The organism is Falsiroseomonas selenitidurans (assembly GCF_012103215.1).
Taxonomy (GTDB): Bacteria; Pseudomonadota; Alphaproteobacteria; order Acetobacterales; family Acetobacteraceae; genus Falsiroseomonas; species Falsiroseomonas selenitidurans.
In genome coordinates, this window is sequence record NZ_JAAVNE010000037.1 from 1 (window position 1) to 25,792 (window position 25,792).

A 25,792-nucleotide genomic window follows, 5' to 3' on the forward strand; every position below is an offset into this window, starting at 1 on the left:
ACGCGACGCCACTCGGCCATCGGCTATCTCAGCCCCGTGGCATTCGAGCGCTTGGCCGGTTCAGGCTAAACTCGGTGTCCATCGAACCGGCAGCAGGCCACGGCGATGCTGATCGATAACGCCGGATGGCACACCGCGAACGACCTGAGGGTGCCACCCAACATCACCCTCGTGCACCTGCCGCCCTACTCGCCCGAGCTGAACGCCATCGAGAAGGTCTGGCAATACTTGCGCGACCGCTACCTGTCGGGGCGGCTGTTCTCCGGCACGCGGGCGATCGTGGACGCCTGCTGCAACGCCTGGAACAACCTCATCGCCGAGACCGGCCGCATCCAATCTCTCGCCGATTTCGAGTGGGCACAACCGGTCAATACATAGTGCGCTTGGTATAAGGCCCGGGCGTCACTGCCGGCAGTCTAGCCCTTCGGCACGCCGCGGGGCCTGCCTGCTAAGGGCGAGGAACATGCCGTCCATTGGGTCGCCGCAGCGCCCCCGGCGCCTGTCAGGCCCGACCTGAAGCCCCATTGAAGCCCCGCACGTTTCTCACCGCAGCGGAGGGCCTGTCAGAGCGCCAAATTGTTGAGGTATTTCAATGGTGGGCGCTGTAGGGCTCGAACCTACGACCCGCTGATTAAGAGTCAGCTGCTCTACCAACTGAGCTAAGCGCCCGCACCGCGCTGCGGTGAGGCGGGCGATTTACGGGGTGGCGGCGGGTTTGTCCAGCCCGCACAGGGCGAAACCCTGCATCCCGGCCATGCCGAAGGGTCAGACCTGGCGCCTCAACTCTGGTCGCGCGGTGCCACCAGCTCCGTATCGCGGTGCACATGCGCCGACATCAGCAGCCCGAAGCCCACCATCGCCGTCAGCATCGCCGACCCGCCATGGCTGATCAGGGGCAGCGGCACGCCGCCCACCGGGATGGCGCCCGTCACCATGGCGATGTTCACGAAGACATACATGAAGAAGTTCGTCGCCAGCCCCACCGCCAGCAGCCGGCCGAACTGGTGCCGGCTGCGCAGCGCCACCAGAAAGCCGAAGGCGATCACCGTCGCCAGCAGGCCCAGCACGCTCAGCGCCCCCACCAGGCCGAATTCCTCGGCCAGCATGGTGAAGATGAAGTCGGTCTGCTTCTCCGGCAGGAAGTTCAGGTGGCCCTGCGTGCCCTGCAGGAAGCCCTTGCCCCACAACCCGCCCGACCCCAGCGCGATCTTCGACTGGATGATGTTGTAGCCCGCCCCTAGCGGGTCGCTTTCCGGATCCAGGAAGGTGGTGATACGCGCCCGCTGGTAGTCGTGCAGATGCTCATAGGCGATCGGCGCCGCCAGGCCGACGGCGCCGAGCACCAGGGCGAATTTCCAAAGCCGCACCCCGGCCGCGAAGAACACCGCGCCGCCCACCATCATGGTGATCAGCGCCGTGCCCAGGTTGGGCTGCTTCAGGATCAGCGCCGCCGGCAGCATGACGGCCAGGATGGGCGGAATCAGGAAGATCGGGTTGCCGATCCGCTCCCAGGACGCCTTGTGGAACCAGGAGGCCAGCGCCACCACCAGCAGGATCTTCATCAGTTCCGAGGGTTGCAGCTGCAGCCCCCCAACCTCGATCCAGCGCTGCGCGCCCTTGCCGATCTGGCCGTGGAACGCGACCAGCAGCAGCAATCCGATGCCGCCGGCATAGCCCACCCAGGCGAAGCGGGCGATCAGCCGGATGTCCACCAGCGCGATGGACAGCATCAGCACCAGGCCGAAGCCGAAGCGGATGGCATGCTTCCCGGCATAGGGCTCGGGCGCGCCACCGCCGGCGGAATACAGCGCGACATAGCCAACGCCGCCCACCGCACAGAGCAGCAGCACGAAGACCCAGGGGATCTGCCACAGCTTCTCCAGCACCCCGGTGCCGCGTTCGCGCAGCAGCAGGCGACGCTCGAATCTCATGGCCGGGCGCCGCCGGTCGGGCGCGGCGCTTCCGCCACCCGGGTCCCGAAGCCGCCCGGCCCCGGGCGCAAGTGCTGGAAGGCCTCGATCATCACCTCCCGCGCCAGCGGCGCCGCAGCGGCCGAGCCGCTGGAGCCGTGCTCGACGATGACCGAGACCGCGAAAACCGGATTCTCCATCGGTGCGAAGGCGACGAACAGCGCATGCGGCCGCCATTCCCGCGGCACCTGGTCCACCCGGTAGCCGCGCTCCCGCTGCTCGCGCGTCACGCGGCGGACCTGGGTGGTGCCGGTCTTGCCGGCCATGCTGCCGAGTTCCCCGGGCAGGCGGGCGACACGGGCGGTGCCGCCTTGCTCGTTCACCACCGCCCACATCGCCTCCCGCACCAGGCGCAGATCGCGTTCGGGGATGCCGAGGCTCGGCCAATCCTCCGCCCGCACGCCGCGCACCGGCCGGCCGCCGATGCCGCGCGTCAGATGCGGCTGCACCGCCCGCCCGGTGGCCAGGCGGGCCGTCATGGTGGCCAGTTGCAGCGGGGTCAGCTGGTAGAAGCCCTGGCCGATGCCATGCACCACCGTATCGCCCAGCGCCCATCCGCGGCCCTGCGCCTGGCGCCATTCGCGCGTCGGCATCAGGCCGTTGCGGATGCCCGGCAGCTCGATGTCCAGCGGCACGCCCAGCCCGAAGCGCCGGCCCATCGCCGCGATCCGGTCGATGCCCAGCCGCTTCGCCATCTCGTAGAAATAGACGTCGCAGGACAGCTTGATGGCCGTCCGCATGTCCAGCGAGCCATGCCCGCCGCGGTTCCAGCAATGGAAGCGGGATTCGCCCAGATCCATGTGGCCGGGGCAGAAGACGCGCTCCCCCGGCGCCACCACCTTCGCCTCCAGCGCCGCCAGCGCCACCACCATCTTGAAGGTGGAGCCGGGGGCATAGAGGCCGTTGGTGGCCTTGTTGATCAGCGGCGTCGCCCGGTTGCGCGTCCACTCCCGCCACTGGGCGGTGGAAACGCCGGAATTGAACAGGTTGGGGTCGAAGGAAGGCTGGGTGGCCATGGCCAGTACCTCCCCGTTCCGCGCATCCATCAGGACGACGGAGGTGCCTTCCTCGATCTTGCCGCGCAGCGACTTGGTCAGCGCGGCATCGACCGAAAGCTGCACGTCCTGGCCCTGCACGCCCTCCCGCCGGTCCAACTCGCGGATGATGCGGCCGACGGCGTTCACCTCCATCTGCACCGCGCCGGCGCGGCCGCGCAGCACCAGGTCGTGATGCCGCTCGATGCCGGAGCGGCCGACGCGGATGCCGGGCAACTCCAGCAGCGGGTCACCATCCATGTCACGCTCCGCCGGCGGCGCCACATAGCCGACGATATGCGCCAGGTGGTCGGCTTCCGGGTAGATGCGCGTGGTGCCGACATCGACGCTGATGCCCGGCAGGTCCGGCGCGTTCAGCTCGATGCGCGCCATCTCCTCCCAGGTCAGGAAGTCGCGCACCGTCACCGGCACGAAACGGCGGCGGCGGCGCACGTCGCGCTCGATGCGCGCGCGCTCGGCATCCGTCAGGGGCACGATCCGGCTGAAGGTCTCCAGCGTGGCGCCGACATCGGTAGTCTGTTCCGCCGTCAGCAGGGCGCGCCAGTTGAGCTGGTTGCCGGCGATGACCTGGCCGTTGCGGTCCAGCACCCGGCCGCGCGGCGGCGCCAGCAGGCGGGCCGAAAGGCGGTTTTCCTCGGCCAGCGTGGCATAGCGCTCGCCCTCATCCACCTGCAGCGTGTGCAGGCGGTGGGCGAGGAAGCCCAGCAGCCCCATCTGCCCGGCGCCCAGCACCAGGGCGCGGCGGCTGAAGATGCCGCGGACCCGCTCCTCCTCCCGCTGCTTGCGGCTCATCTTTTCCGGCCCTCAGGCGCCGGGCGCCGGCTCCGCCGGCTTGGCTTCGCGCCGGTGCATTGCTGCGCCTGGCGGGACTGTCGGTCTGGGCGCGGGCCGCCTTCGCGGCCTCGGCCCGCTGACGAGCGCGGGCCGCAGGTCGGCGCACCATTCCTTGGCGGCGGGCCGGCCAGAAAGCCCTCTCCCCCGCTTATGCGGGGTTGGACGCATGCGTCCAACGGTGGGTGGGGGGGACGCGCCAGAATCGACCCGACCCCACCGCCCTCGCCCGCCATGAAGGCCGTACCATCCATCATCACGTCGTCTCCTCCGCCCGCCGCATCACGCCGTGGATGCGGCTGAGGACGAAGGCGAAGGCGGGGTAGAGGCCGGCGGTCAGGCCGGCCTGGTGCAGCGCCGGGGCGATGCCGGGCGGGTTCCAGGCCATCAGCGCGGTCAGCACCCAGCCCAGCGCCGCGGTGCCGACGGCGAAGGCGCAGAAGGCCAGCCAGACGAACATGAAGCTCTGCCGCACCAGGAAGCGCCGCCAGGCCACCGCCACGCCATGCGCCACCAGCAGCGTCACCACCCCGGTGCCCAGCGCCGCCAGCGTCAGCAGGTCCTGCAGCAGCCCCAGCAGGAATACCGCCGGCGGCGGCATGGCGCCGGGGCGGAAGATGGACCAGAAGATCACGCAGGGCAGCGTCACCGCCGGCACCAGCGCCGGCACGCCGGAAGGCCCCGCCGCCAGCACCATCAGCAGCACCGTCCCGGTGGCCGGGAAGGCCGCGCGGGCCATGTCGTCCAGGCGGCGCAGCAGGCCGGGCGAGGGCTCCTTGCGTCCGACCATCGCGCCGGTTCCGGTTCTCAGCGGCGGGGGCGCGGCTCTGGCCGCGCCACCGCCTCCGGCGGCAGGATTCCGCCCAGCCCGAAATCGAACAGCCGCACCACGTCCAGCCGTTCCGTCCGCGCGAACAATTCCACCTCCGCCACCCCGCCCTCGGTCCAGCGTACCACGCCCACGGGCAGGCCGGCGGGAAAGGCGACGCCCTCGGCGCTGGTGACCACCCGTTCGCCTTCCGCCGGCCGCGTGCCTTCGGACCAATGCTGCAGCCGTGGCCGGGCGCCGTTGGTGCCCACCAGCATCGCTCGGACCCGGCTGCCTTCCAGCGTCACCGGGATGCGGCTGTTCATGTCGGTGGCCAGCAAGACGCGGGCGGACCGGCTGCCCACCTCCGTCACCCTGCCGGCGAAGCCCCGCTCATCGAGCGCGATCTGGCCGCGGCGCACCTGCATCTCCGGCGGGATGGACAGCAGCACGGCCCGGGCATAGACGCCGCCGCCATCGGCCACCACGCGGGCGGTGTAGAAGGCCGGCGCCCGTTCCGGCACGAATTCCAACTGCCGGCGCAGCATCGCATTCTCCGCCTCCAGCGAGAGGGCGGCGGCCTGCCAGCGGCGCAGACGCTCATTCTCCTCCCGCAGCCGGGCATTCTCCTCGCGCATCACCAGGATCTGTTGCAGATCCTCCAGCCCGTCGCGCACGGCGCGGGCCGGCTGGGCGAAGGCGGCGTAGAAGGGCGCCAGGGCATCGGCCAGGGCGATGCGCGCCCGTTCCGCCAGCAGCGCATCCGCCTTGCCCAGCAGCATGGTGCCGAAGGCGGCGGCGATGAGCACCGGCAGGGACAGCCGCGCCAGCGCCTGGCGAAGCGGAATGCTGAGACGGATCAAGCTGGCACGTCCCCTTCGTCTTGGCGGAACCGGCGCACGAACCCCCGGCAGCCGGCCGGGCCCCTCTCCCGCCGCCGCCTGCGCCCCGGCCTGCCGACCCCGGAATCAGGCGCGGCGACGACGGGGCGGGCTTCCCTCAATACATCGACGTCAGCACGTGGCGAAGCCGCTTCATTTCCTCAAGGGCGCGCCCGGTGCCGAGGGCGACGCAGGACAGGGCATCCTCTGCCACCACAACGGGCAGGCCGGTGGCTTCGCGCAGCACGCCGTCCAGCCGGTGCAGCAGCGCGCCGCCGCCGGTCAGGACGATTCCCTTGTCCACGATGTCCGCGGCCAGTTCCGGCGGCGTGTTCTCCAGCGCCACGCGCACCGCCTCGACGATCGCGATCACCGGCTCATACAGGCTTTCGGAGATCTGCCGCTGGCTGACCACCACTTCCCGCGGCACGCCGTTCATCAGGTCGCGGCCCTTCACCTCCGTCATCGGGCCTTCCTCGCCCTCCCACGGCGGCGCGGCGGCGCCGATCTCCATCTTGATCCGCTCCGCCGTGCTCTCGCCGATCAGCAGGTTATGGTTGCGCCGGATGTAGGAGATGATGGCCTCGTCCATCTTGTCCCCGCCGACGCGCACGGAGCGCGCATAGACGATGCCGCCCAGCGAGATCACCGCCACTTCCGTGGTGCCGCCGCCGATATCCACCACCATCGAGCCGGAAGGCTCCGTCACCGGCAGCCCGGCGCCGATCGCGGCGGCCATCGGCTCCTCGATCAGCAGCACCTTCCGCGCGCCCGCGGATTCCGCGGATTCCTGGATGGCGCGGCGTTCCACGGCGGTCGACCCCGAGGGGACACACACGATGATCATGGGCGAGGCGAAGGACCGCCGGTTGTGCACCTTGCGGATGAAATGCTTGATCATCTCCTCCGCCACCTCGAAATCCGCGATCACGCCGTCGCGCAGCGGGCGGATGGCGGCGATGTTGCCGGGGGTGCGGCCGAGCATCAGCTTCGCCTCCTCCCCCACCGCCAGGACCTGCTTCTTGCCGCGATGGTCGGAAATGGCGACGACGGAGGGCTCGTTCAGCACGATGCCCCGCCCCTTCACATAGACCAGCGTGTTCGCGGTGCCGAGGTCGATGGCCATGTCGGCCGAGAGGAAGCCGAACAGGCGGGAGAACATGCGAGGCGGGACCTTCCGATGGTCGAAGAAACGCCAGGCCGGCGGCACGTTGCGGCCAGGGGGCGGCCGCCACCGGGCGCTGCCCGGGGGATCGGCTCCCGCCCGGTGCTCACGGGTCCGCGGGGTGGCGCGAGGGGCCTCCGATAGCCCTCCCCCGGCTCCGGCTCAAGCCCCGATGCGGCCGGCGGGGCCGGCGGCGCACAAACTCTCGAAACTGGAATGGTGCGGCAGAACCCGGACGCTGCGTGGGCGTTACGGGTGCAGTGGATTGCATAGAAGGAGATTTCGGATGCGCAAGCTGTCCCTGCTGATCGTCCTCGCCGGCGGCCTCGCCGCCTGTGGCCAGACCACCGGCGATCGTGCCGTCTCCGGCGGCCTGCTGGGTGCGGGCGCCGGCGCGGCGATCGGCTCGCTGTCGGGCAGTGCCGGCACCGGCGCGCTGATCGGCGGCGCCGCGGGTGCCGCCGGTGGCGCGCTGACCAACCCCGGCACGGTGGATCTGGGCCGCCCCGCCTGGCGCTGAGCGCGCGTCGCAGACGGCACGGCCCCGGCCCGCCGGGGACCGTGCCGGCGGCGGTCGATTGACGGCACCGCGGCGGCCAGGGCAGCTTGCCCGCCCCGGAGCGGAGCAACGCGGTGCGTCACGCCATCCTGTGGGCCGGCCTGCTTTGCCTCGCCGGCTGCGCCGTGCCGGCGGGGCCGACCGCCGACATCGCGCCCGCGCCGGGCGATCGCGGCCTGGCGAAGGACGCGACTGAAGCCGCGGCGCGGGCCGCGAGCAGCCCCGAGCGTGCCCGGCTCGACTCCCTGCCCATGGCGCTGGGCCAGGTCCCCCGCATCTCGCTGGAGGAGGACCGCACGCCGAATGTGCTGAGCGGCGGCATCGCCGTCTATCGCGGTGGCGGCTTCGCCATCACCATCTACCTGTTCCGGCGCAGCGCGGAGCCGGTGCCGGCGGGGGCGGATTCCCTGCCCGTGCTGTCGGAGTTGATGGGCGCCAGCTCGGCGGCGCGCAGCCAGGCCGCCGGGGTGTTCGGGCCGCGGGAGAGCTCCCGGCTGGTGCGCATCCAGACGCGCCCGCCATGGCCCGTGGTGCTGTGCAGCCAGGACAGCTACCCCCGCGGCGACAGCGCCGTGCACGACTTCACCTGCGTCACCGCCCTGGAGGGCAGCCTGCTGAAGCTGCGCGCCACCTTCGGCACGCCGGCCGGCGAGCATGAAAGGGCGCAGCGGGCCATGGGCGGGATCCTGGCGCTGGTGCAGCGGCATCTCGCGGGGGTTCCCCCCATGCCGCCGGCCACCATCCGAAGCTGACCCGCCTTCAGCTTCGCCGCAGCATCCGCCGCAGCGCCGCGCGGCTGCTGGCCACCAGCGGTTCACCCTTCTGCCGCGGCTTGCGCCGCACCTGCAACCGCGCCCCATCCGGCGCCCGCAGCAATTGCAGCGTGCGGTCGTGATAGACGTCGAGCCCCGGCCGATGGCCGATGGAAATCAACGCGCTCCCGGCCAGTTCCTCGCGGAACAGGCGCATCATCTGGTCCTGGTTCTCCTCATCCAGCGCCGCCGTCGCCTCGTCCAGGAACACCCAGCGTGGCCGGTGCAACAGCAGGCGCGCAAAGGCCAGGCGCTGCTGTTCGCCCAGCGACAACACGCGGTCCCAACGCTCCTCCTCCTCCAGCCGCGCCACCAGATGGGGCAGGCCGCAGCGCTGCAGGGCGGCGACCTGCTCCGTCTCCGTGAAGTGCTGCGGGGCGGAGGGATAGGTCAGCGCGGCGCGCAGCATGCCGAGCGGCATGTAGGGCCGCTGCGGCATGAACTGCATCTGGTCGCGCGGCGGGATGCGGATCTGCCCGGCGCCCCAGGGCCACAGCCCGGCGATGGCGCGGAACAGGGTGGATTTGCCGGTGCCGCTCTCGCCGACGATCAGCACCTTCTCCGCGGCGCGGATTTCGGCATTGGCCCCCTGGATCACCACATTGCCGTCGGAATGCGCCACCTGCAGGTCGCGGAAGGCCAGCACGGCGGGCGTCTCGCCCGGTGGCGCCTCGACGATGTCGATGCGCGCCTCGCCGGCCATCGCTTCCGCGGTGTCGAAGGTGTCCTCCAGATCCACCACGCGCTCCACATGGCTGCGCCAATCGGCGAGGCGGGGGAAATTGTCCACGAACCAGGCCAGCGCCCGCGTCACCTCCAGGAAGGCGGAACTGATCTGCATCAGCACGCCGAGGGTGATGGCGCCGGCGAAATAGCGCGGGCTCGCCACCAGGATGGGGATGATGCTGGCCGCCATGCCATAGGCCGAGGTCAGCCACATCAGCGCCCGCTCCCGCCCGTACAGCGCCTTCATCACGGACACCACGCGGCCGAAGGCGGCCTGCAGGCCGCGCTCCTCGTCCGGCTCGCCGCGGATCAGGGCGATGCCCTCGCTGTTCTCGCGCATGCGGATCAGCGCGAAGCGGTGGTCGCTCTCGGCCTCGTTGCGACGGATGTTGATCGCCACCATCGGCCCGCCGATCAGCATGGTCAGGCCGGAGCCGATCATGGCGTAGAGCAGAGCGGCCCAGACCATGTAGCCCGGGATGTCGAATTCATCGGCGCCGAAGGACATGTGCAGCGGGCCGGAGAGCGACCACAGGATGCCGAGGAAGCTGACCAGGGTCAGGATCGAGCCGAGCAGCCCGATCGCCAGGTCCACCGCCATCGCCGTCGCCCAGCGGGTGTTCTCGCTGATCCGCTGGTCCGGGTTGTCCGCCGCGCCGGGCAGGAAGTTGAGCTGGTAGTGGCGCCCGCCTTCCAGCCAGCGCCGCTGCAGCCGGTGCACCAGCCAGCGCCGCCAGCCCAGCATCAGCGCCTGGCGCGCCCAGAGCTGCCCCACCGCCGCCACCATGGCCAGCACCAGCAGCAGGCCGAACATCCACATCTGGCCGTAGAAGGCCGGGGCGTTGCGGTTCTCCAGAGCGTTGAAGAAGTCCCGGTTCCACAGGTTGAAGCGCACCGTGACGCCGATCTGGAACAGGGTGAGGCCGACCACCGCCGCGGTCAGCAGCCAGGCCTGCCGGCGGTCGCCGGGCGAGGAATAGTAGCCGCGGGCCAGGCGCCAGAAGCGCCGCATCAGGCCCTCCTGCGGCGGCAGGTCGATGGCCGCAGGATTCGGGTCGGGCATGGCGGCTCAGCGTTGGCAGGGCGCCTCGGGCGCCGCCGCTGGGTTGGGGGGCTCGAAAGGGCGCAGCGCCTCCGCACCGCCGCCCGGCCGCCAGTCGAAGCGGTCCATCAAGCGATCCGCGGCCGGCCGGCTGCCGCCGTCGCCATGCGCGGCGGAAGGACCATCGGCGGCTCGGGCCTCGGCTGCGCCGCGTCAGAGCCGTTCAGGATCGCCGGAAGGCGCCGACCAGCAGGCTCAGCAGGAACAGAATGATGAAGATGCCGAACAGGATCTGGGCGATGCCGGCGGAGGCCGAGGCGATCCCGCCGAAGCCGAACAGCCCGGCCACCAGGGCGATGACGAGGAAGATCAGGGTCCAGTAGAGCATGGCAATCTCCGGCGAGTGTCTCCGCCGGGGTGAACGCAGGCCTGCCCTTTACGGTTCCGGCACGGCCGGATCGCCGCGGCGTTCAGACCGGGTCGAGGTGCACGCCGCGGGTCACCGCCTGGTAGGTGGCGATGGCCAGGGTGGTCGGCTCGAAGGGCTTGGTGATGATGAAGGCGGGCTCCAGATCCCGCCCGGTCAGCAGGCGCTCGGGATAGGCGGTGACGAAGATCACCGGCGCGCTGTGATGCTGCAGGATACGCGCGACGGCGGAGGTTCCGTCGCCCCCGGCGCCGAGATTCACATCCGCCAGCACCAGCGAAGGCCGTTCCGCCCCCGCGATCGCGACCGCCTCGTCTTCCGAGGCGGCGATGCCCACCACCTCATGCCCCGCGGCCTCGACCAGTTGCTGCAGATCGAGTGCGATGATCGGCTCATCCTCGATGATCAGCACGCGGGCGACCGCCCCGGCCCGCAGATGGCTGCGCGCCGCCTCCACATGCCGGGCGGCCTGGTCGGCGGGCAGGCCCAGCGCTGCCGCCGCCTGTTCCATCTCCAGCTCCTCCAGCGAGGTCAGCAGCAGCAGCATGCGCTGGGTGCGGTTCAGCCCGCTGACCGCCGCATCCTCCTCCGCCTGGATGGTGGCGATGCCACAGATGGCCGCATAGAGCGCCAGCCTTCCGCCGAGCGCGGGGTCCGTGATGCCGGCGGGCACGGCGATCTCGCCGCGCAGCGCCTGGCCCACCAGCGCATCGCCGCCGGCCTGGGAGCCGGTGAGCGCGCGGGCGAAGCGGCGCCCGTAAGGCAGCGCCCCGATCAGCGCCGCGCGATCGATCTCGATCATCGGCTTGTCATCTCCCAAATTCCGGCGCGCGCTGCCGCATGGCTCCGCATCTTGATATGCATGGGCGCGTGGACGAACAAGACAGCCTCGGCGCTTCGCGCGCCCTGATCGCGCAGTTGTTGCCGGATCTGCGCGCCGCCGCCCGCCTGCTGGCACCCTCGCGACCGGAAGCCGATGACCTGGTGCAGGAAACCGTGCTGCGCATGCTGCGCGGCCTTCCCGGCTTCGTGCCGCCGCCGGAGCTGGCGCATGACCCGCGGGCGGCGCTGCGCCCCTGGGCGCTGACCATCCTGCGCAACACCTTCCGCGAGGGCTGGCGCCGCGCCCGCCGCGAACGCGACGAGCGCGAGGCGAACCCGCCGGAGGCCGAGGCCAGCCTCGTCTCCGACCAGGAAAGCGCGCATGCGGTGCGCGATCTGGCCCGCGCCGTGGCCGGGCTGCCGCCCTCGATGCGGGAAGCGCTGATGCTGGTCGCCGCGCGCGGGCTGAGCCATGAGGCGGCGGCCGCGATCTGCGGCGTGCCGGTGGGCACCATGAAGGCCCGGCTGTCCCGCGCCCGGCGGGCGCTGGCGCAGGCTCTCGCCCCTGTGAACGGGTAACGGAAGCGCGATGCAACCTCCTCGGCGGGCCGTTCATTCAGTTGGCATAGGATGACGGAGCGTGACATGCCGAACCAGACGACGAGCGACGCGAAGGCCTTCCACGACCAGGTGATCGCCCTGCTGCCGCGGCTGCGGGTGCAGGCTCTGGCGCTGACCCGCAACCGCGCCGCCGCCGACGACCTGGTGCAGGATGCCGTGGCCAATGCGCTGGCGGCGCAGAACAGCTTCACCCCGGGCACCAATTTCGCCGCCTGGATGCATCGCATCCTGCGCAACCGCTTCATCAGCACCCTGCGCAAGCAGCGCGAGACGACGGATATCGAGGATGTGCCGGCGGGCGCCTTTGCCGTGGGCGCGACGCATGAGGACCGGCTGATACTCAAGGAGCTGGGCCAGGCGGTGAACCGCCTGCCGGCCGACCAGCGGGAAGCCCTGTTCATGGTGGTGCTGCAGGGCATGTCCTACGAGGATGTGGCGGAGGCGACGGGCTGCGCCGTGGGCACCGCGAAAAGCCGGGTCTTCCGCGCCCGCCGTCAGCTGCAGACCTGGCTGACGGGCGAGGAATCGAGCGAGGCGACGACGCCGGAGCAGCGGGCCGGCCAGGGTCGTGGCCAGGGCGCCCGCGGCGCCCTGCGCAACAGTGCGAAGCCGGAGGGGCGCGGGACGCTGCGCTCAGGGGTTGGCGAACACCATCTGCTGCCTTAAGTCGAAGTGGCCGGGTGTCGTGCCGGATATGGTTCGAGTACGGCGCCCGCATCGGCGATGGACATGGACAGCAGCGACAGCAGCAAGCCCGCGCCCCCCGGCAAGCCCCAGAAGCGCAAGGGCGGGCGCGCGGGCGAGGACGCCTTCGACCTGTGGCTGCAGCGCGGGCTGCACCAGCTCTACGACAATGTCGCCGCCGAGCCGATTCCGCCCGAATTGATGCGCCTGATCGAGGAAGACAGGACCCGGCGAGGCAAGTGAAAGCAAGCGCCCGGATGTCTCGCCGCGTGGCATGACCCCTTGATGCAGGACGGGTCCACGCGGCGCTGGAGACTGCCCCGGCCCCAGGCCAGCCTGCGTGGCCGGCTGATCTGCCTGCTGCTGATCGCCGCCTTCCCGGTGGTGGTCCTGGTGCTGGCCGGGGCCTATGCCGGCTACCGCGGGTCGCTTCGGCAGGCGGAACGCGACCTGGTTCTGGAGCGCGATCTGGTGGTGGCCTCGCTCTCCACGCGCATCGCCGCGGCGGATGGGGCCCTGCGCGGCGTGGCGGCCACCTGGCCGGAAGGCTGGACCGGCTGCGGCGACCGGCTGCGCGGGTTGACGCCCGTGGGCGTGGTGCTGGACGTGGAGTGCCCGGCACCGGCGGAAGGCTTGGCCGGCACGCCGGCGGCCATGGTCCGGCCCGCGCTGGACCCTGCCGGCCCTTCACTGATCCTGACGCAGGGCACCGGCACCATCGCCGTGCTGCGCGCCCTCCCCGGCGCCGGCCGCCTGCTGGTGGCCCGCGTCGCGCCGCCGCCATTGCCCGCCGGGCTGCTGGCCTGGCTGGTGGATGGCGAAGCGCGAAGCTGGCCGATCGGCCCGCAGACCGCCGACTACGGCCCCGCCCCGCCGCAGATCGCCGCCACCGGCGCCACGCGCATCACGCTGGGCGAGGTGCCGCTGGTGGCCGCGCGCGGCCGGCTTTCCGCCCAGGCCTTCCTGGTGGTGGCGCGGCCCGCCGCGCCCATGCGCGCCACGGCGATGATGATCGCGACCCAGCGGCTCGGCGAGGTGGGCGCGCTGCTCGGCCTTTCCATCCTGGCCGTGGTGCTCGGCGCCAACTACGCCGTGACCCGCCCCCTGTCGCAGCTTCGCCGCGCCGTGGCCGCCTGGCGCGGCGGCGGCGGCACCTTCGAGGTGCCGGGAGTCGACGGCATGCCGGACGAAATCCGTGAACTGGCCGAAAGCTTCCGCGCCGGCGCCACCGCGCTCGCGGCGCGGGAGCGCGACCTGCAGGCGGCGATCGAGCGGTCCGAGATCCTGGCGGCGGAGGTCCACCACCGGGTGAAGAACAACCTGCAGATCGTCAGCAGCCTGCTGGCCCTGCAGGCGCAGCGGGTGACGGATGGCCAGGCGCGGACGGAGTTCGAGGCGGCGCGCGACCGCATCGGCGCGCTCGCCACCCTGCACCGCCACATGTATGCGCATCACGACCCGGAAGCGATCGACCTCGGCGCCTTCATCGAGGAGCTGGGCGTGCAGCTTTTCGCCGCCATCGGCGACAAGCCCGGCCGGCGCATCGCGCTGGATGTCGCCGCGCCGGCGCTGCGCATCTCCTCCGACCAGGCGGTGCCGCTGGCGCTGATCATCACGGAAGCGGTGGCCGCCGCGCTGAAACAGGGTTTCCCGCCCGGCCATGGCGGCCGCATCCGCATCACCGTCACGGCGGATGAGCGCCGTGCCAGCCTGGCGATCGAGGATGACGGCGTGGTGCCGCGGCCGGACGACCAGCTGCGCGCCCTGCTGCTGCGCGGCCTGGCCCGGCAGCTCGGCGCCGAGTTGAAGCGGGAGGAGGCGGGGCTGGCGCTGGATTTCCCGCTGCGCGCCCCCACCCCCCGCCCGCCGCCTTCCGTCAGGCCGCCGTCGTCGAGGCCAGCGCGCCCTGATCCAGCCCGGCCGGGGCCGTCCGCGCCCGCTTGACCAGCAGCTTGTTCAGCGCGTGCACATAGGCCCGCGCGGAGGCGACGATGGTGTCCGTATCCGCCCCCTGCCCGTCCACCAGCTTGCCCTCCTCCTCCAGCCGCACGGTGACGCGGGCCTGGGCGTCGGTGCCGCCGGTGACGGATTGCACGGCATAGAGCTTCAGGTTGACCTCATGCGGGAAGGCGACCCGCAGCGCCGCGAAGGTGGCGTCCACGCCGCCATCGCCGCCGGCCACCCCTTCGCGCTGCTCGCCATCCACTTCCAGCGCGATGGAGGCGATGGGGCGGGTGTGCATGCCGGTGGAGACGGACAGGCCAACCAGCTTGATGCGGTCATTGGCGCGGACGACCTCGTCATCCACCAGCGCCACGATGTCCTCGTCGTAGACAACCTTCTTGCGGTCGGCCAAATCCTTGAAGCGCTTGAAGGCGTCGTTCATGGCGTTGTCGCCGACCTCGTAGCCCAGCGCCTTCAGCTTGTCCTTGAAGGCGGCGCGGCCGGAGTGCTTGCCCAGCACGAGGGAGGACTTCGTCCAGCCGACGCTCTCGGGGGTCATGATCTCGTAGGTCGAGGAATCCTTCAGCATGCCGTCCTGGTGGATGCCGGATTCATGGGCGAAGGCATTGCGGCCGACGATCGCCTTGTTGGGCTGCACGTCGAAGCCGGTGATGGTGGCCAGCAGGCGGGAAGTGCGCAGGATATGCTTCGTCTGCACGCCGTTGCTGACCGGGATCGCGTCATGGCGCGTGCGCAGCGCCATGGCGATCTCCTCCAGGCTCGCATTGCCGGCGCGCTCGCCGATGCCGTTGATGGTGCATTCCACCTGGCGCGCGCCGGCGCGGATGGCGGCGATGGTGTTCGCTACCGCCAGACCCAGGTCATTGTGGTTGTGGGTGGACAGCACCACGCGATCCGCCCCTGGCACCCTTTCGCGCACGGTCGAGAAAATGCGGAACATGTCCTCCGGCACCGCGTAGCCGACCGTGTCGGGGATGTTGATGGTGGTGGCGCCGGCCTTAATCGCGGCCTCGACGCAGCGGCAGAGGAAATCCATCTCCGTCCGCGTGCCGTCCTCGGCGGACCATTCCACGTCGTCGGTGGCGTTGCGCGCCATGGTGACGGAGGCGGTGACCAGGTCCAGCACCGTCTCCGGCTCCATCCGCAGCTTCACCCGCATGTGCAGCGGGCTGGTGGAGACGAAAGTGTGGATGCGGCCGCGCGCGGCATCCTTGATGGCTTCCGCCGCCTTCTGGATATCCGCCGGTGCCGTGCGCGCCAGGCCGCAGACCACCGGGCCATCCTTGGCGAAGCGGCGGGCGATGGATTGCACGCTTTCGAAGTCGCCGGGGCTGGCGATGGGGAAGCCGGCTTCCAGCACATCGGCGCCGAGCTCCGCCAGGGCCTCGGCCATGCGCAGCTTCTCCTCCAGATTCATGGAGAAGCCGGGGGATTGCTCGCCGTCACGCAGCGTGGTGTCGAAGACGATGACGCGGTCGGGGTCCATGACCCCGAAGGAGGGGTGGGTGATGGCCATGGGGGCGTTCCTTGCTTTCTGATTCGTCATGCCATGCGCGAGGGCAGACCTGCCCCCAGGGTCCCCTGAGCGATACCAGCCGTTACCAGCCGGAGCTTACGCCCAGGGGTGGCTAAGTCGAAGGAGAAGCAGCGCGCGCGGCAGCAGACCGGCCCGGAGGGCGGCGGTCAGCTCGATACGGGCAGCGCGGGGCGTCATGGCTGAGGCAACGCTAGCCGGGTGCGGCGCGGGGCGCAAGCGCTGGCGCAATGCGCGCGGGCTTGCCAGCATGGCGCCCTCCAAGGGGGAAACAAGCAGGATGGCGTTCAAGGTGGTGCTCGGCCGCAGGCTGCCGGAGGCCGGGATGGCGGTGTTCGCCGCGCGGCCGGAACTGGACCTGGTGGTGCTGGACAATCCCGCCCCGGCCCAATGGCACGCGGCGATTGCGGATGCGCACGGCACGCTGTGCTGGCTGGAGAAGATGGACCGCGCGGCGCTGGCCGCCGCGAAGCAGCTGCGCGTCGTCTCCCGCATCGGGGTCGGCTACGACACGGTGGATGTGCCGGCCTGTTCGGAGCGCGGCGTGGCGGTGATGGTGGCCAACGGGTCGAACGACCTCTCGGTGGCCGAGCACGCCATGATGCTGCTGCTGACGGTGGCGCGGCGGGCGGTGGATATCCACAACCATGTGGCCGGCGGCGGCTGGTGGCCGCCGGGCGGGCTGCGGATGGTGGACCTGGCCGGCAAGCGGGCCCTGGTGGTGGGCTATGGCCGCATCGGCACCCGCGTCGCGCAGTATCTGAAGGCCTTCCGCATGGATGTGGCGGTGCTGGACCCCGGCTTCTCCCCGCACCGCATCGCCGCCGACGGTTTTCGCCCTGCACGCGACCTGCATGCGGCGCTCGGCGAGGCGGATGTGGTGACGCTGCACTGCCCCCTCTCCCCCGCCACGCACCACCTGATGAACCCGGCCGCCTTCGCGGCGATGAAGCCCGGCGCCATCCTGGTGAACACCGCCCGCGGCCCGGTGGTGAGCCAGGAGGCGCTGGTCGCCGCGCTGCGCTCCGGCCACCTGATGGGCGCCGGCCTCGATGTGCTGGAGGTGGAGCCCGCCACCCCCGGCAACCCGCTGCTGACCCTGCCCAATGTGGTGATCAGCCCGCATTCGGCGGCGAGCACCGAGGAAGGCATGAACCGCATGGCCCGCATCTCCGCCCAGAACATCCTGGATGTGCTGGACGGGAAGGCCGATCCCGCGATGATGGTGAACCCGGAGATCCTGCAGGCGGGCTGAGCGTCACCCGCAGGCGAGGCTCTCCACCACCCCCTCCCGCACCACGCCGCCCACCCGGTCGGCCCGGAAATCCCGGGTGGCCGGCTGGTCCGGGGCCAGCAGGCGGATGCTGCGGATGCCGGGCATGGCAGCGAGCGCCGCGCGGACCGCTGCCTCCGGCCGGCCGATCAGGGCAGGCAGCGCGGCCGCATGGTCGGCGCAGCGCGCGCCGGCGGGGCCTTCGGACAGGGCGGGCGGCGGCAGGGCGCGGTCCGCGCTGGGCGGCGCGGGCTGCGGGTCGTTGGCGCAGCCGGCGGCCAGCAGCAGGCAGGCCAGGAGGGTGATTCTCATGCCGGCTTGTGTTCCTGCCACCAATGCCGCGCGATATCGGCGCGGCGCGTCACCCACACCTCGTCCCGGTGCTTCGCCACATGCGCCAGGAAGCGGCGCAGCGCGGCGGCGCGGCCGGGGCGGCCGACGATCCGGCAATGCAGCCCCACCGACATCATCTTCGGCTGCCCCGCCCGGCCTTCGGCCAGCAGCAGGTCGAAGGCATCGGTCAGGTGCCGCTCGAAGCCATCCGGCCCCGCAAAACCCGGCGGCACGGCGAACTTCATGTCGTTGTTGTCGAGCGTGTAGGGGATGACGAGGTGCGGCCGGCCCGCCGCCTGCACATAGTGCGGCAGGTCGTCGTCATAGGCGTCGCTGTCGTAGAGGAAGCCGCCATGGCGGGCGACCAGCGTGCGGGTGCGCGGGCTGATCCGCCCGGTGTACCAGCCGACCGGCGGCGTGCCCGTCAGGCGGGTGATGGTCTCGACGCAGCGGGCGATCTCGGCGGCTTCCGTCGCCTCGTCCATCCTGTGGTAGTCGATCCAGCGCCAGGCATGGCTGGCCACCTCATGCCCCGCGGCGGCGAAGGCGCGCGCGACGTCCGGGTTCAGCTCCAGCGCCCGGCCGACGCCATAGACGGTCAGCGGCAGGCCCTGTTCCGCGAACAGCCGCAGCACGCGCCACACGCCCGCCCGGGCGCCGTAGTCGAACTGGCTTTCCACCGTGCGGTTGCGCTCGCCGAGGATGGGCGAGCCGCCGGGGACTTCGTGCAGGTACAGCTCGCTGCCGGCATCGCCGTTCAGCACGGTATTCTCGCCGCCCTCCTCGTAGTTCAGCACGAAGGACAGGGCGAGCTTGGCGCCGCCCGGCCAGCGCGGGTCAGGCGGGTTGGCGCCGTAGCCGGCAAAGTCGCGGGGGTAGTCGGTGTCGGCGGCGAGCTTGGTCATGGGCGTAAAGTCGGCTGTGCAGCGCAGCATGGTCAAGGGGTTGTGGTGCGACGACGTGTGACGGGCAGCGCCACCTCGTTCCGGCGCAGCGCCGGGATGGTCCAGGGCGGGTCGTAGAACCAGGCGGTGGCGGGGCCCGCGGCCAGCCAGGCGGTATCGCCCAGCGCGGCGCGCAGCCGCGCCTGGGCATCGGCGACCGATTGCGGGCTGGTGCTGCCGGTGAAGCGCAGCACGGCATAGGTCTCGGCCGGGACTTCAACCACGCGCACCTGCGGGTCGTTCGGCACCGGCGGGTCGCGCAGCGCGGCGGGCAGGAAGAAGCGGATGCGGTGGCCAGCCGCGGTGGCGGATTGCGCGACGGGCGCGGTCATCGCGATCCGCACCGGCTCCTGCGCCACCGGCGCCGTCATGGCGATCCGCGCGCTGCCGCGATTGCCGCCAAAGATGTAGCCGGCGAGGAGGCGAAAACCCTGCTCGCGGCTGGCGGCCTCATCCGCCGCCACCTCCGTCTCCGCCGCCAGTCGGGGCGCGTATCGGCGGATCTCCAAGCCATTGGGCTGTGCCAGCAGTTCGAAGCGCGGCTCCTCGGTGCCGGACCTCACGCCCACCACCGAACAGGCGCCGAGAAGCAACGCCGAGGCGCCGGCGAGAAGACGGTTGCGCATGGGATGCTCCGGGCTGCGCCCGGCATGTGGCGCGACGCGCGCCTCACACAAGCGCGGCGAGGCTGGCGGCCGGGCTGGTCAGCGGCGGGCCGCGCCGGCAGAGCGCGGCGGCAGGGGCCATGCTGGCCTGGGCGAGGGCCACGCAATCCGCGCCCTCGGCGAAGGCCGCGTCGGCGGCGGCGGCCACCATCCGGGCATAGCCGGCCGCATCGCCGGCCCGGAAGGCGGCCCAGGCGCCGGGCACCAGGCGGGTTTCGCAGGCGGCGCCGAACAGCGCGGCGGTGGGCGCCAGCGTGGTCTCGACGGCGCAGAGCGCGACCACGCGGCCGCCGCCGCGCCGCGCCGCCTCGGCCAGGGCGGCATCGGCGCGCAGCAGGGGAATGGCGGCGCGGGCCTGGGCCAGGGCCGGGCCGAGGGTGGAGCAGGTGAGCAGGACGGCCTCGATGCCGGGGGCGGCGAGCGCCTCGACCGCTTCGGCGGTACGGACGGCGATGGCATCGGTCAGCCCGCCCAAGGCCTCCGCCTCGGCCAGCAGGTCGGCCCGCACGGCATGGGTCAGCGCCACACCCGGCGGGCAGGCGGCGTCGAAGAGGGCGATGTTGCTGGCCGCGGTGTGCAGGCAGGCGATGCGGCGGGTCATTTCGGCGGGATCTCCCGCATCAGCTCCATCGAATAGGGTCGGAAGCCGGCCTGGCGGTAGATGCGCTCGGCACGGTCATTGCCGCTGAGCACGCCGATCAGCAGGTCGCGGATGCCCGCCTGCCGGGCATGGTCCTCGGCCATGGCGAGCATGGCCCGGAAGGCGCCCTGCCCGCGCCAGGCCTCCTGCACGAAGGCGTCGGCGACATAGGCATGGCGGCGCCGATCGGCGCGGATATAGGCGGGCGCAGTTTCGTAGGTCAGGAAGAGATGGCCGATCACCGCCTCGCCCGCCGTGGTCACCAGCGCCAGCCCGCCGCTTTCCGCGACCCTCGCCAGAACCTCGTCCAGGGTTGCGGCGGCATCGGCGGCACCCGTCGCGCGGTTGCCGGCGATGGCATCCTCGAAGCGGTTCGCCGCCAGCACGTTCTGCAGCAGCACGGGCCGGTCGGCCTCCTCCGCCGGCCTGATGGCGAAGGAGGCCGCGGGCATCAGTTCTTCGCCTTGTCGACCAGCTGGTTGGTCTTGATCCAGGGCATCATGGCGCGCAGCTTCTCGCCCACTTCCTCGATCGGGTGTTCGGCCAGGCGGCGGCGGGTGGCCTTGAAGGAGGCCTGGTTCACCTTGTTCTCCAGCATCCAGTCGCGGGCGAACCTGCCGGACTGGATGTCGTTCAGCACGCGCTTCATCTCCTCCTTCGTGGCGGGGGTGATGATGCGCGGGCCGGTGACGTATTCGCCGTACTCGGCCGTGTTGCTGATCGAGTAGTTCATGTTGGCGATGCCGCCCTCATAGATCAGGTCGACGATCAGCTTCACCTCGTGCAGGCACTCGAAATACGCCATCTCGGGGGCGTAGCCGGCCTCGCACAGCGTCTCGAAGCCCGCCTTGATGAGCTCGACAAGGCCGCCGCAGAGCACCACCTGCTCGCCGAACAGGTCTGTCTCGCATTCCTCCTTGAAGGTCGTCTCGATCACGCCCGAGCGGCCGCCGCCGATCGCAGAGGCATAGGAGAGCGCGATCTCCAGCGCATTGCCCGAGGGGTTCTGGTGCACCGCCACCAGGCAGGGCACGCCGCCGCCCTTCTGGTATTCGCCGCGCACGGTGTGGCCGGGGCCCTTCGGCGCGATCATGAACACGTCGATGTCGGCGCGCGGGTCGAGCAGGTTGAAATGCACGTTCAGGCCATGCGCGAAGGCCAGCGCCGCGCCCGGCTTCATGTTGGCGTCCAGGTGGTCGCGGTACAGGTCGCCCTGCAGCTCGTCCGGGGTCAGCACCATGACCACATCGGCCCACTTCGCCGCGTCCGCAGGCGTCATCACCTTGAAGCCGGCGGCTTCCGCCTTCTTCCAGGAGCCGCCCTGGCGGGCGCCGATCACCACATCGGCCACGCCGCTGTCGCGCATGTTCTGGGCATGGGCGTGGCCCTGGCTGCCGAAGCCGATGACCGCGACCTTCTTCGCCTTGATCAGGTTCACATCCGCATCGCGGTCATAATACACACGCATCGTCGCAGCTTCCTTCGGTTGCCCCGGTTGGGGGCGTTAGTGCCCCGTATCGGGGCGGTGATGCACCACTTCGTGGATGAAACCAAGCTTGCGCGCCACCGGCGCGCTGAGCACGAAGGGGTAGAGGTCCGGCGTGCCCATGCAGCGGTTCATCGCGTTCATGGCAATGGTCAGCGGAGTCCAGGCCTGGAGGATCGCCTCCATGCCGGCGCGGTAGGGGCTGAAATCCAGCTCCGTCTCCAGCACGCCATGGCGGTCCAGCACCGGGCTGATGCTGAGGCCGAAGCTGGCCGCCATCTCCAGGCTGTCCACCATGTGCAGGTAATGGGCGAAGCATTCCGCCCAATCCTCATGCGGATGCGCCGCGGCATAGGCCGAGATGTGGTTGCCACGCCAGTCGTCATTCGGCGGCTTCGCATAATGCGCCTGGAGCGCCGCCGCGTAGTCCGTGCTTTCGTCGCCGAACAGGGCACGGAATTCCGCGGTGCGGCCGGCCTCCTGCACCAGCACGATGAAGTACCAATGCCCCACCTCGTGCCGCATATGGCCAAGCAGGGTGCGGAAGGGCTCGTTCAGCCGGGTGCGCCGCGCCTCGCGCTCCGCATCGTCGGCTTCGGCCAGGGCGATGGTGATGTGGCCGTCCTCATGCCCCGTCATGGTCGGCGGCTCGCCGTCCAGGTCGGCCAGGAAGGAAAACCGCAGCGCGCTGGCCTGGTGCGGCAGGCGCAGCCGGTCCAGCGTGTAGATCAACCGGCGCTTGGCCGCTTCCATCCGCCGCCACAGCGGCAGGTTCCCCGCCACCGAGAGATCCGGCACCACGGCGTTCAAGCGGCAGGCGGGGCAGAAATTTTCCGCCTCCGCCTCCGGCAGGAACCAGTTGCAGGCGTCCTCCGCCACGTTGAGGCAGGCCTTCCTCGGCTTGCCGTCCAGCATCGCCAAGCCATCCGGCGTGAAGGCGGAAAGCCGCCCGGCTTCCGGCAGGAAGCCGAGCGAGGATCCGCAGCGTTCACAGACGGTGTTTTCGAAGTGCAGCAGGTTGCCGCATTTCTGGCAGGCGAAAAGGCGCATGGCACGGGCTCCGGCGACGGTTCGCCCAGCGAACGGTAGTGGGGCCGGCAAGGTTTCAGACCGTGAGCGCGGACCTGCCCCGCACGATCGCCACCGCCCCCGTCCGGCTGACCTCGGCCAGGCCGATCGGCCGCATCAGGTCGCAGAAGGCGTCGATCTTCTCCGCCGTGCCGGTCATCTCGAAGACGAAGCTTTCCGTGGTGGCATCCACCACCCGGGCGCGGAAGGCATCCGCAAGGCGCAGCGCCTCCACCCGGTGGTCGCCCAGCCCCACCACCTTGATCAGCGCCAGTTCGCGCACGAGGTGCGGCCCGGCGAGCGAGAGGTCGGAGACCTTGTGCACCGGCACCAGCCGGTCGAGCTGCGCCTTGATCTGCTCGATCACCATCTCGGTGCCCGAGGTGACGATGGTGATGCGCGACAGGCGGCGGTCGGCATCGACCGGGGCCACCGTCAGGCTCTCGATGTTGTAGCCGCGGCCAGAGAACAGGCCGATGACGCGCGCGAGCACGCCGGCCTCGTTCTCCACCAGCACCGCAATGGTTGCGGAGCGAAACTGTCCCGGATCGTCAGCCATGGTTGTTCAGCACTTTGGGCAGGAGGAAAAGATCAGGCGGCGGCCGGCGGTTCAGACGAGGACCTTGCCCTCATCCGTGACGCCCGCGACGCCCCCTTCCTGCCCCGGGCCGAGGATCATCTCGTTGTGCGCAGCGCCCGAGGGGATCATCGGGAAGCAGTTCTCGTCCTTTGCCACGCAGATATCGGCGATGACCGGGCGGTCCGTGGCCAGCATTTCCCGGATCACGTCATCCAGCTGGCTTTCCTCCGTCGCCCGCAGGCCGACGCCGTGGAAGCTCTCGGCCAGCTTCACGAAATCCGGCAGCGCGGCGGAATAGCTTTCGGAGTAGCGGCCGCCATGCAGCAGCTCCTGCCACTGCCGCACCATGCCCATGTATTCGTTGTTCAGGATGAACACCTTCACCGGCAGGCGGTACTGGCACAGCGTCGCCATTTCCTGGATGTTCATCAGGATGCTGGCCTCGCCGGCGATGTCGATCACCAGCGCGTCGGGGTGGGCGATCTGCACGCCCATCGCCGCCGGCAGGCCGTAGCCCATGGTGCCGAGGCCGCCCGAGGTCATCCAGCGGTTCGGCTTTTCGAAGCCGAAATACTGGGCGGCCCACATCTGGTGCTGGCCGACCTCGGTCGTGATGTAGGTCTCCCGCCCCGATTCGCGGGTGATCTCGTACAGCCGCTTCACCGCATGCTGCGGCTTGATGATTTTTCCCTGCTGGACGTATTGGAGGCAATCCTTGGCCCGCCACAGGTCGATCTGGCGCCACCAGGCGGCCAGGGCCTCCCGCATCGGCGGCTGGCTGTCTTCCTTCCAGACCTGGATCATGGCCGCCAGGATCTGCCCGGCATCGCCGACGATCGGCACGTCCACCTTGACGTTCTTGTTGATCGAGGAGGGGTCGATATCGGCGTGGATCTTCTTCGCATTCGGCGCGAAGTGGGAAAGCTTGCCCGTCACCCGGTCGTCGAAGCGCGCGCCCATGTTCAGCATGACGTCGCAGCCATGCATCACGAGGTTCGCCTCGTAGGTGCCGTGCATGCCGAGCATGCCGAGGAATTGCGGATCCTGCGACGGGAAGGCACCCAGGCCCATCAGCGTGTTGGTCACCGGAAAGCCGGTGAGGTGCGCGAATTCGCCCAGCAGGCGCGACGCTTCCGGCCCGGAATTGATCACGCCGCCGCCGGCATAGATCACCGGCCGCTCCGCCTGCTTCAGCAGCGCCACCGCCTTGCGCACCTGGGCCATGTCGGGCGCCGTCACGGGGCGGTAGGAGCGATGCGGCTGGGTGGCCGGCGGCGCCTCCACGTAAGGGGCCTTGTTGATCAGGATGTCCTTCGGCAGGTCGATCACCACCGGGCCGGGGCGGCCGCTGCGGGCGACGTGGAAGGCCTCGTGCACCACGCGGGCCACGTCCTCGGACCGCTTGACCAGGTAGTTGTGCTTGGTGGCGGGCCGGGTGATGCCGGTGGTGTCGGCTTCCTGGAAGGCGTCGTTGCCGATCAGGTGGGTGGGCACCTGGCCGGTCAGGCAGACCAGCGGGATGCTGTCCATCAGCGCATCCAGCAGCCCGGTGACGGCATTGGTGGCGCCGGGGCCGGAGGTGACCAGCACGCAGCCCACCTTGCCGGTGGAGCGCGCATAGCCTTCCGCCGCATGCACCGCGGCCTGCTCGTGCCGCACCAGGATATGGCGGATGGCGTTCTGCTGGAAGATCGCGTCGTAGATCGGCAGCACGGCGCCGCCGGGATAGCCGAAGATGACCTCGACCCCCTGGTCCTTCAGCGCACGGAGTACGACCTCGGCGCCCGACATCGTCAGGGGCTGGGTCGCGGCGTGCGGGCTGGTTGCGGACATGGGGGTTGGGGCTTTCCTGCGGTCTGGCATTGGCCCGCAGCCAAGCGGCGGCGGGCAGCCCCAATTAGACCCCGTGCTGCGCCGCGTCAACGCCTTGATGAATAAACATCATCAAATCCACCAAAACACTTTCCGAAAGTTGCGAGAGACCATCAGCACGCGCATGGAAGCTATGCGAAAGGCTGTGAGGCGCCCCTTCGGGTGCCAGGGCGTGGTGCCGGAACCAGGTGGCCTGGCGCTTGGTGTACTGGCCGGTGTTGAGAATGGCGCGGGTGGAAGCCGCCTCCAGCGTCATCCGCCCCTGCAGATGCGCCAGCAGTTCCGGCACGCCATGCGCGCGCATCGCCGGCAAGGCGGGGTCGAGGCGCTGCGCCGCCAGGGCCCGCACCTCCTCCAGCGCCCCGGCGGCCAGCATGGCGTGCCAGCGCGTGACGATGGCGCTGCGCAGCGCGTCGCGCGGCGGGTCCAGCAGCAGGGCGGCGAAGCGCCAGGGGGCGGGGCCGGTGCCCGCTTCCGCCTGCCAGGCGCGCAGGCCGCGGCCGGTGCCGCTCACCACCTCCCAGGCCCGGGCAATGCGCTGGCTGTCGCTGGGGCGGAGGCTGGCGGCGGTCTCCGGGTCCAGCACCGCCAGGCGGCGGTGCAGCGCGGCCGGGCCTTCCTCGGCCAGCAGGCGCCGTGCCTCCGCCCGCGCCGCCTCCGGCACCGGCGGGATGGCGGACAGGCCCTGGGTGAGCGAGAGGAAGTACAGCCCGGTGCCGCCGCACAGGATCGGCACGCGCCCGGCCGCCCGCACCGCCTCCATCGCCGCCAGCGCCGCACCACGCCACCAGGCAACAGTGCCCGCCGCCGCCGGCGGGCGCAAGCCATAGAGAAGGTGCGGCACGCGCGCTTCCTCCTCCGGCGTCGGGCGGGCGGTGAGCACGCGCAGCCCGGCATAGACCTGCATGGAATCGGCGTTGATGACGGCCCCGCCCAGCCGTTCCGCCAGCGCCAGGGCCAGCGCGCTCTTGCCGCTGGCGGTGGGGCCGGCGACCAGGATCGCCGGTGGTTGCGCGGCCCTCATGCCGG

Annotated in this window: 26 protein-coding genes, 1 tRNA gene and 1 pseudogene; 8 read left to right on the forward strand and 20 right to left on the reverse strand. The window is 70.9% G+C overall.

Annotated features, from left to right (window positions below):
* Positions 1-102 precede the first annotated feature (102 nt).
* Positions 103-378: pseudogene (locus HEQ75_RS19390) on the forward strand (transposase); the annotation flags it as partial.
* 215 nt (positions 379-593) lie between these two features.
* On the opposite strand, the gene HEQ75_RS19395 reads toward HEQ75_RS19390, so the two are convergent.
* The 6 genes from HEQ75_RS19395 to HEQ75_RS19420 all read right to left on the reverse strand — a co-directional run bounded on the left by HEQ75_RS19395 (position 594) and on the right by HEQ75_RS19420 (position 6,707).
* Positions 594-669, reverse strand: a tRNA-Lys gene (locus HEQ75_RS19395).
* 110 nt (positions 670-779) lie between these two features.
* A complete protein-coding gene (gene rodA / locus HEQ75_RS19400; protein ID WP_168033775.1) occupies positions 780-1,931 on the reverse strand; it encodes a rod shape-determining protein RodA in 1,152 nt (383 codons plus the stop codon).
* Positions 1,928-3,817 (reverse strand): penicillin-binding protein 2, encoded by a 1,890-nt coding sequence (gene mrdA / locus HEQ75_RS19405; protein WP_168033776.1) that lies wholly within the window; start codon positions 3,815-3,817, stop codon positions 1,928-1,930. Before mrdA ends, rodA begins: the two co-directional genes overlap by 4 nt.
* A gap of 295 nt (positions 3,818-4,112) precedes the next feature.
* Positions 4,113-4,646, reverse strand: a complete 534-nt coding sequence (locus HEQ75_RS19410) for a rod shape-determining protein MreD (protein WP_168033777.1) — start codon at positions 4,644-4,646, stop codon at positions 4,113-4,115.
* Between the two features lie 17 nt (positions 4,647-4,663).
* The gene (gene mreC, locus HEQ75_RS19415; protein ID WP_168033778.1) at positions 4,664-5,527 is read right to left on the reverse strand and encodes a rod shape-determining protein MreC; all 864 of its coding nucleotides are present in this window, start codon (positions 5,525-5,527) and stop codon (positions 4,664-4,666) included.
* 136 nt (positions 5,528-5,663) lie between these two features.
* Complete coding sequence (locus HEQ75_RS19420; protein WP_168033779.1) at positions 5,664-6,707, reverse strand: rod shape-determining protein; 1,044 nt, start codon at positions 6,705-6,707, stop codon at positions 5,664-5,666.
* A 289-nt stretch (positions 6,708-6,996) separates the two neighbouring features.
* Between HEQ75_RS19420 and HEQ75_RS19425 the strand changes: the two genes are divergently transcribed.
* Entirely contained in the window at positions 6,997-7,230 is a 234-nt protein-coding gene (locus HEQ75_RS19425; protein WP_168033780.1) for a YMGG-like glycine zipper-containing protein, read from the forward strand.
* 113 nt (positions 7,231-7,343) lie between these two features.
* Complete coding sequence (locus HEQ75_RS19430; RefSeq protein ID WP_168033781.1) at positions 7,344-8,021, forward strand: hypothetical protein; 678 nt, start codon at positions 7,344-7,346, stop codon at positions 8,019-8,021.
* A gap of 7 nt (positions 8,022-8,028) precedes the next feature.
* Here HEQ75_RS19430 and HEQ75_RS19435 read toward each other — a convergent pair whose 3' ends face one another.
* The 3 genes from HEQ75_RS19435 to HEQ75_RS19445 form a co-directional block, all read right to left on the reverse strand.
* Positions 8,029-9,870 (reverse strand): ABC transporter ATP-binding protein/permease, encoded by a 1,842-nt coding sequence (locus HEQ75_RS19435; protein ID WP_168033782.1) that lies wholly within the window; start codon positions 9,868-9,870, stop codon positions 8,029-8,031.
* Positions 9,871-10,072: 202 nt separating this feature from the next.
* Positions 10,073-10,237 carry a DUF1328 domain-containing protein gene (locus tag HEQ75_RS19440; RefSeq protein WP_168033783.1) on the reverse strand — a complete coding sequence of 55 codons (165 nt, stop codon included), beginning with the start codon at positions 10,235-10,237 and terminating at the stop codon, positions 10,073-10,075.
* 82 nt (positions 10,238-10,319) lie between these two features.
* Positions 10,320-11,078: a PhyR family response regulator anti-anti-sigma factor gene (locus HEQ75_RS19445; protein WP_168033784.1), complete on the reverse strand. Its 759-nt coding sequence runs from the start codon at positions 11,076-11,078 to the stop codon at positions 10,320-10,322.
* Between the two features lie 68 nt (positions 11,079-11,146).
* Between HEQ75_RS19445 and HEQ75_RS19450 the strand changes: the two genes are divergently transcribed.
* The 4 genes from HEQ75_RS19450 (at position 11,147) to HEQ75_RS19465 (ending at position 14,347) form a co-directional block, all read left to right on the forward strand.
* Entirely contained in the window at positions 11,147-11,677 is a 531-nt protein-coding gene (locus HEQ75_RS19450; protein WP_328734451.1) for an RNA polymerase sigma factor, read from the forward strand.
* Positions 11,678-11,743: 66 nt separating this feature from the next.
* Positions 11,744-12,385: a sigma-70 family RNA polymerase sigma factor gene (locus HEQ75_RS19455; protein ID WP_168033785.1), complete on the forward strand. Its 642-nt coding sequence runs from the start codon at positions 11,744-11,746 to the stop codon at positions 12,383-12,385.
* A 63-nt stretch (positions 12,386-12,448) separates the two neighbouring features.
* A complete protein-coding gene (locus HEQ75_RS19460; RefSeq protein ID WP_168033824.1) occupies positions 12,449-12,646 on the forward strand; it encodes a hypothetical protein in 198 nt (65 codons plus the stop codon).
* A 42-nt stretch (positions 12,647-12,688) separates the two neighbouring features.
* Positions 12,689-14,347 carry a sensor histidine kinase gene (locus HEQ75_RS19465; protein ID WP_168033786.1) on the forward strand — a complete coding sequence of 553 codons (1,659 nt, stop codon included), beginning with the start codon at positions 12,689-12,691 and terminating at the stop codon, positions 14,345-14,347.
* Here the strand turns inward: HEQ75_RS19465 and HEQ75_RS19470 are convergent.
* Positions 14,280-15,884 (reverse strand): 2-isopropylmalate synthase, encoded by a 1,605-nt coding sequence (locus HEQ75_RS19470; RefSeq protein ID WP_168033787.1) that lies wholly within the window; start codon positions 15,882-15,884, stop codon positions 14,280-14,282. The genes HEQ75_RS19465 and HEQ75_RS19470 overlap by 68 nt on opposite strands.
* 298 nt (positions 15,885-16,182) lie before the next feature.
* Between HEQ75_RS19470 and HEQ75_RS19475 the strand changes: the two genes are divergently transcribed.
* On the forward strand, positions 16,183-17,157 hold the full coding sequence (locus HEQ75_RS19475) for an NAD(P)-dependent oxidoreductase (RefSeq protein WP_168033788.1): 975 nt from the start codon (positions 16,183-16,185) through the stop codon (positions 17,155-17,157).
* 3 nt (positions 17,158-17,160) lie between these two features.
* On the opposite strand, the gene HEQ75_RS19480 is transcribed toward HEQ75_RS19475, so the two are convergent.
* The 10 genes from HEQ75_RS19480 to miaA form a co-directional block, all read right to left on the reverse strand.
* A complete protein-coding gene (locus tag HEQ75_RS19480; RefSeq protein ID WP_168033789.1) occupies positions 17,161-17,487 on the reverse strand; it encodes a hypothetical protein in 327 nt (108 codons plus the stop codon).
* Positions 17,484-18,413, reverse strand: a complete 930-nt coding sequence (gene puuE / locus HEQ75_RS19485) for an allantoinase PuuE (RefSeq protein WP_168033790.1) — start codon at positions 18,411-18,413, stop codon at positions 17,484-17,486. Before puuE ends, HEQ75_RS19480 begins: the two co-directional genes overlap by 4 nt.
* A gap of 32 nt (positions 18,414-18,445) precedes the next feature.
* Positions 18,446-19,078, reverse strand: coding sequence for an SOUL family heme-binding protein (locus HEQ75_RS19490; RefSeq protein ID WP_168033791.1), 633 nt, complete (start codon positions 19,076-19,078; stop codon positions 18,446-18,448).
* 43 nt (positions 19,079-19,121) lie between these two features.
* Positions 19,122-19,718: an Asp/Glu racemase gene (locus HEQ75_RS19495; protein WP_168033792.1), complete on the reverse strand. Its 597-nt coding sequence runs from the start codon at positions 19,716-19,718 to the stop codon at positions 19,122-19,124.
* Positions 19,715-20,209 carry a GNAT family N-acetyltransferase gene (locus HEQ75_RS19500; protein WP_168033793.1) on the reverse strand — a complete coding sequence of 165 codons (495 nt, stop codon included), beginning with the start codon at positions 20,207-20,209 and terminating at the stop codon, positions 19,715-19,717. Before HEQ75_RS19500 ends, HEQ75_RS19495 begins: the two co-directional genes overlap by 4 nt.
* A complete protein-coding gene (gene ilvC / locus HEQ75_RS19505) occupies positions 20,209-21,225 on the reverse strand; it encodes a ketol-acid reductoisomerase (protein WP_168033794.1) in 1,017 nt (338 codons plus the stop codon). Before ilvC ends, HEQ75_RS19500 begins: the two co-directional genes overlap by 1 nt.
* A 36-nt stretch (positions 21,226-21,261) precedes the next feature.
* Complete coding sequence (locus HEQ75_RS19510) at positions 21,262-22,293, reverse strand: zinc-binding metallopeptidase family protein (RefSeq protein ID WP_168033795.1); 1,032 nt, start codon at positions 22,291-22,293, stop codon at positions 21,262-21,264.
* Between the two features lie 55 nt (positions 22,294-22,348).
* Positions 22,349-22,870, reverse strand: a complete 522-nt coding sequence (gene ilvN, locus HEQ75_RS19515; RefSeq protein ID WP_168033796.1) for an acetolactate synthase small subunit — start codon at positions 22,868-22,870, stop codon at positions 22,349-22,351.
* Positions 22,871-22,921: 51 nt separating this feature from the next.
* The gene (locus HEQ75_RS19520; protein WP_168033797.1) at positions 22,922-24,724 is read right to left on the reverse strand and encodes an acetolactate synthase 3 large subunit; all 1,803 of its coding nucleotides are present in this window, start codon (positions 24,722-24,724) and stop codon (positions 22,922-22,924) included.
* 64 nt (positions 24,725-24,788) lie between these two features.
* Positions 24,789-25,787, reverse strand: a complete 999-nt coding sequence (miaA, locus tag HEQ75_RS19525) for a tRNA (adenosine(37)-N6)-dimethylallyltransferase MiaA (RefSeq protein WP_168033798.1) — start codon at positions 25,785-25,787, stop codon at positions 24,789-24,791.
* Between the last annotated feature and the right edge of the window lie 5 nt (positions 25,788-25,792).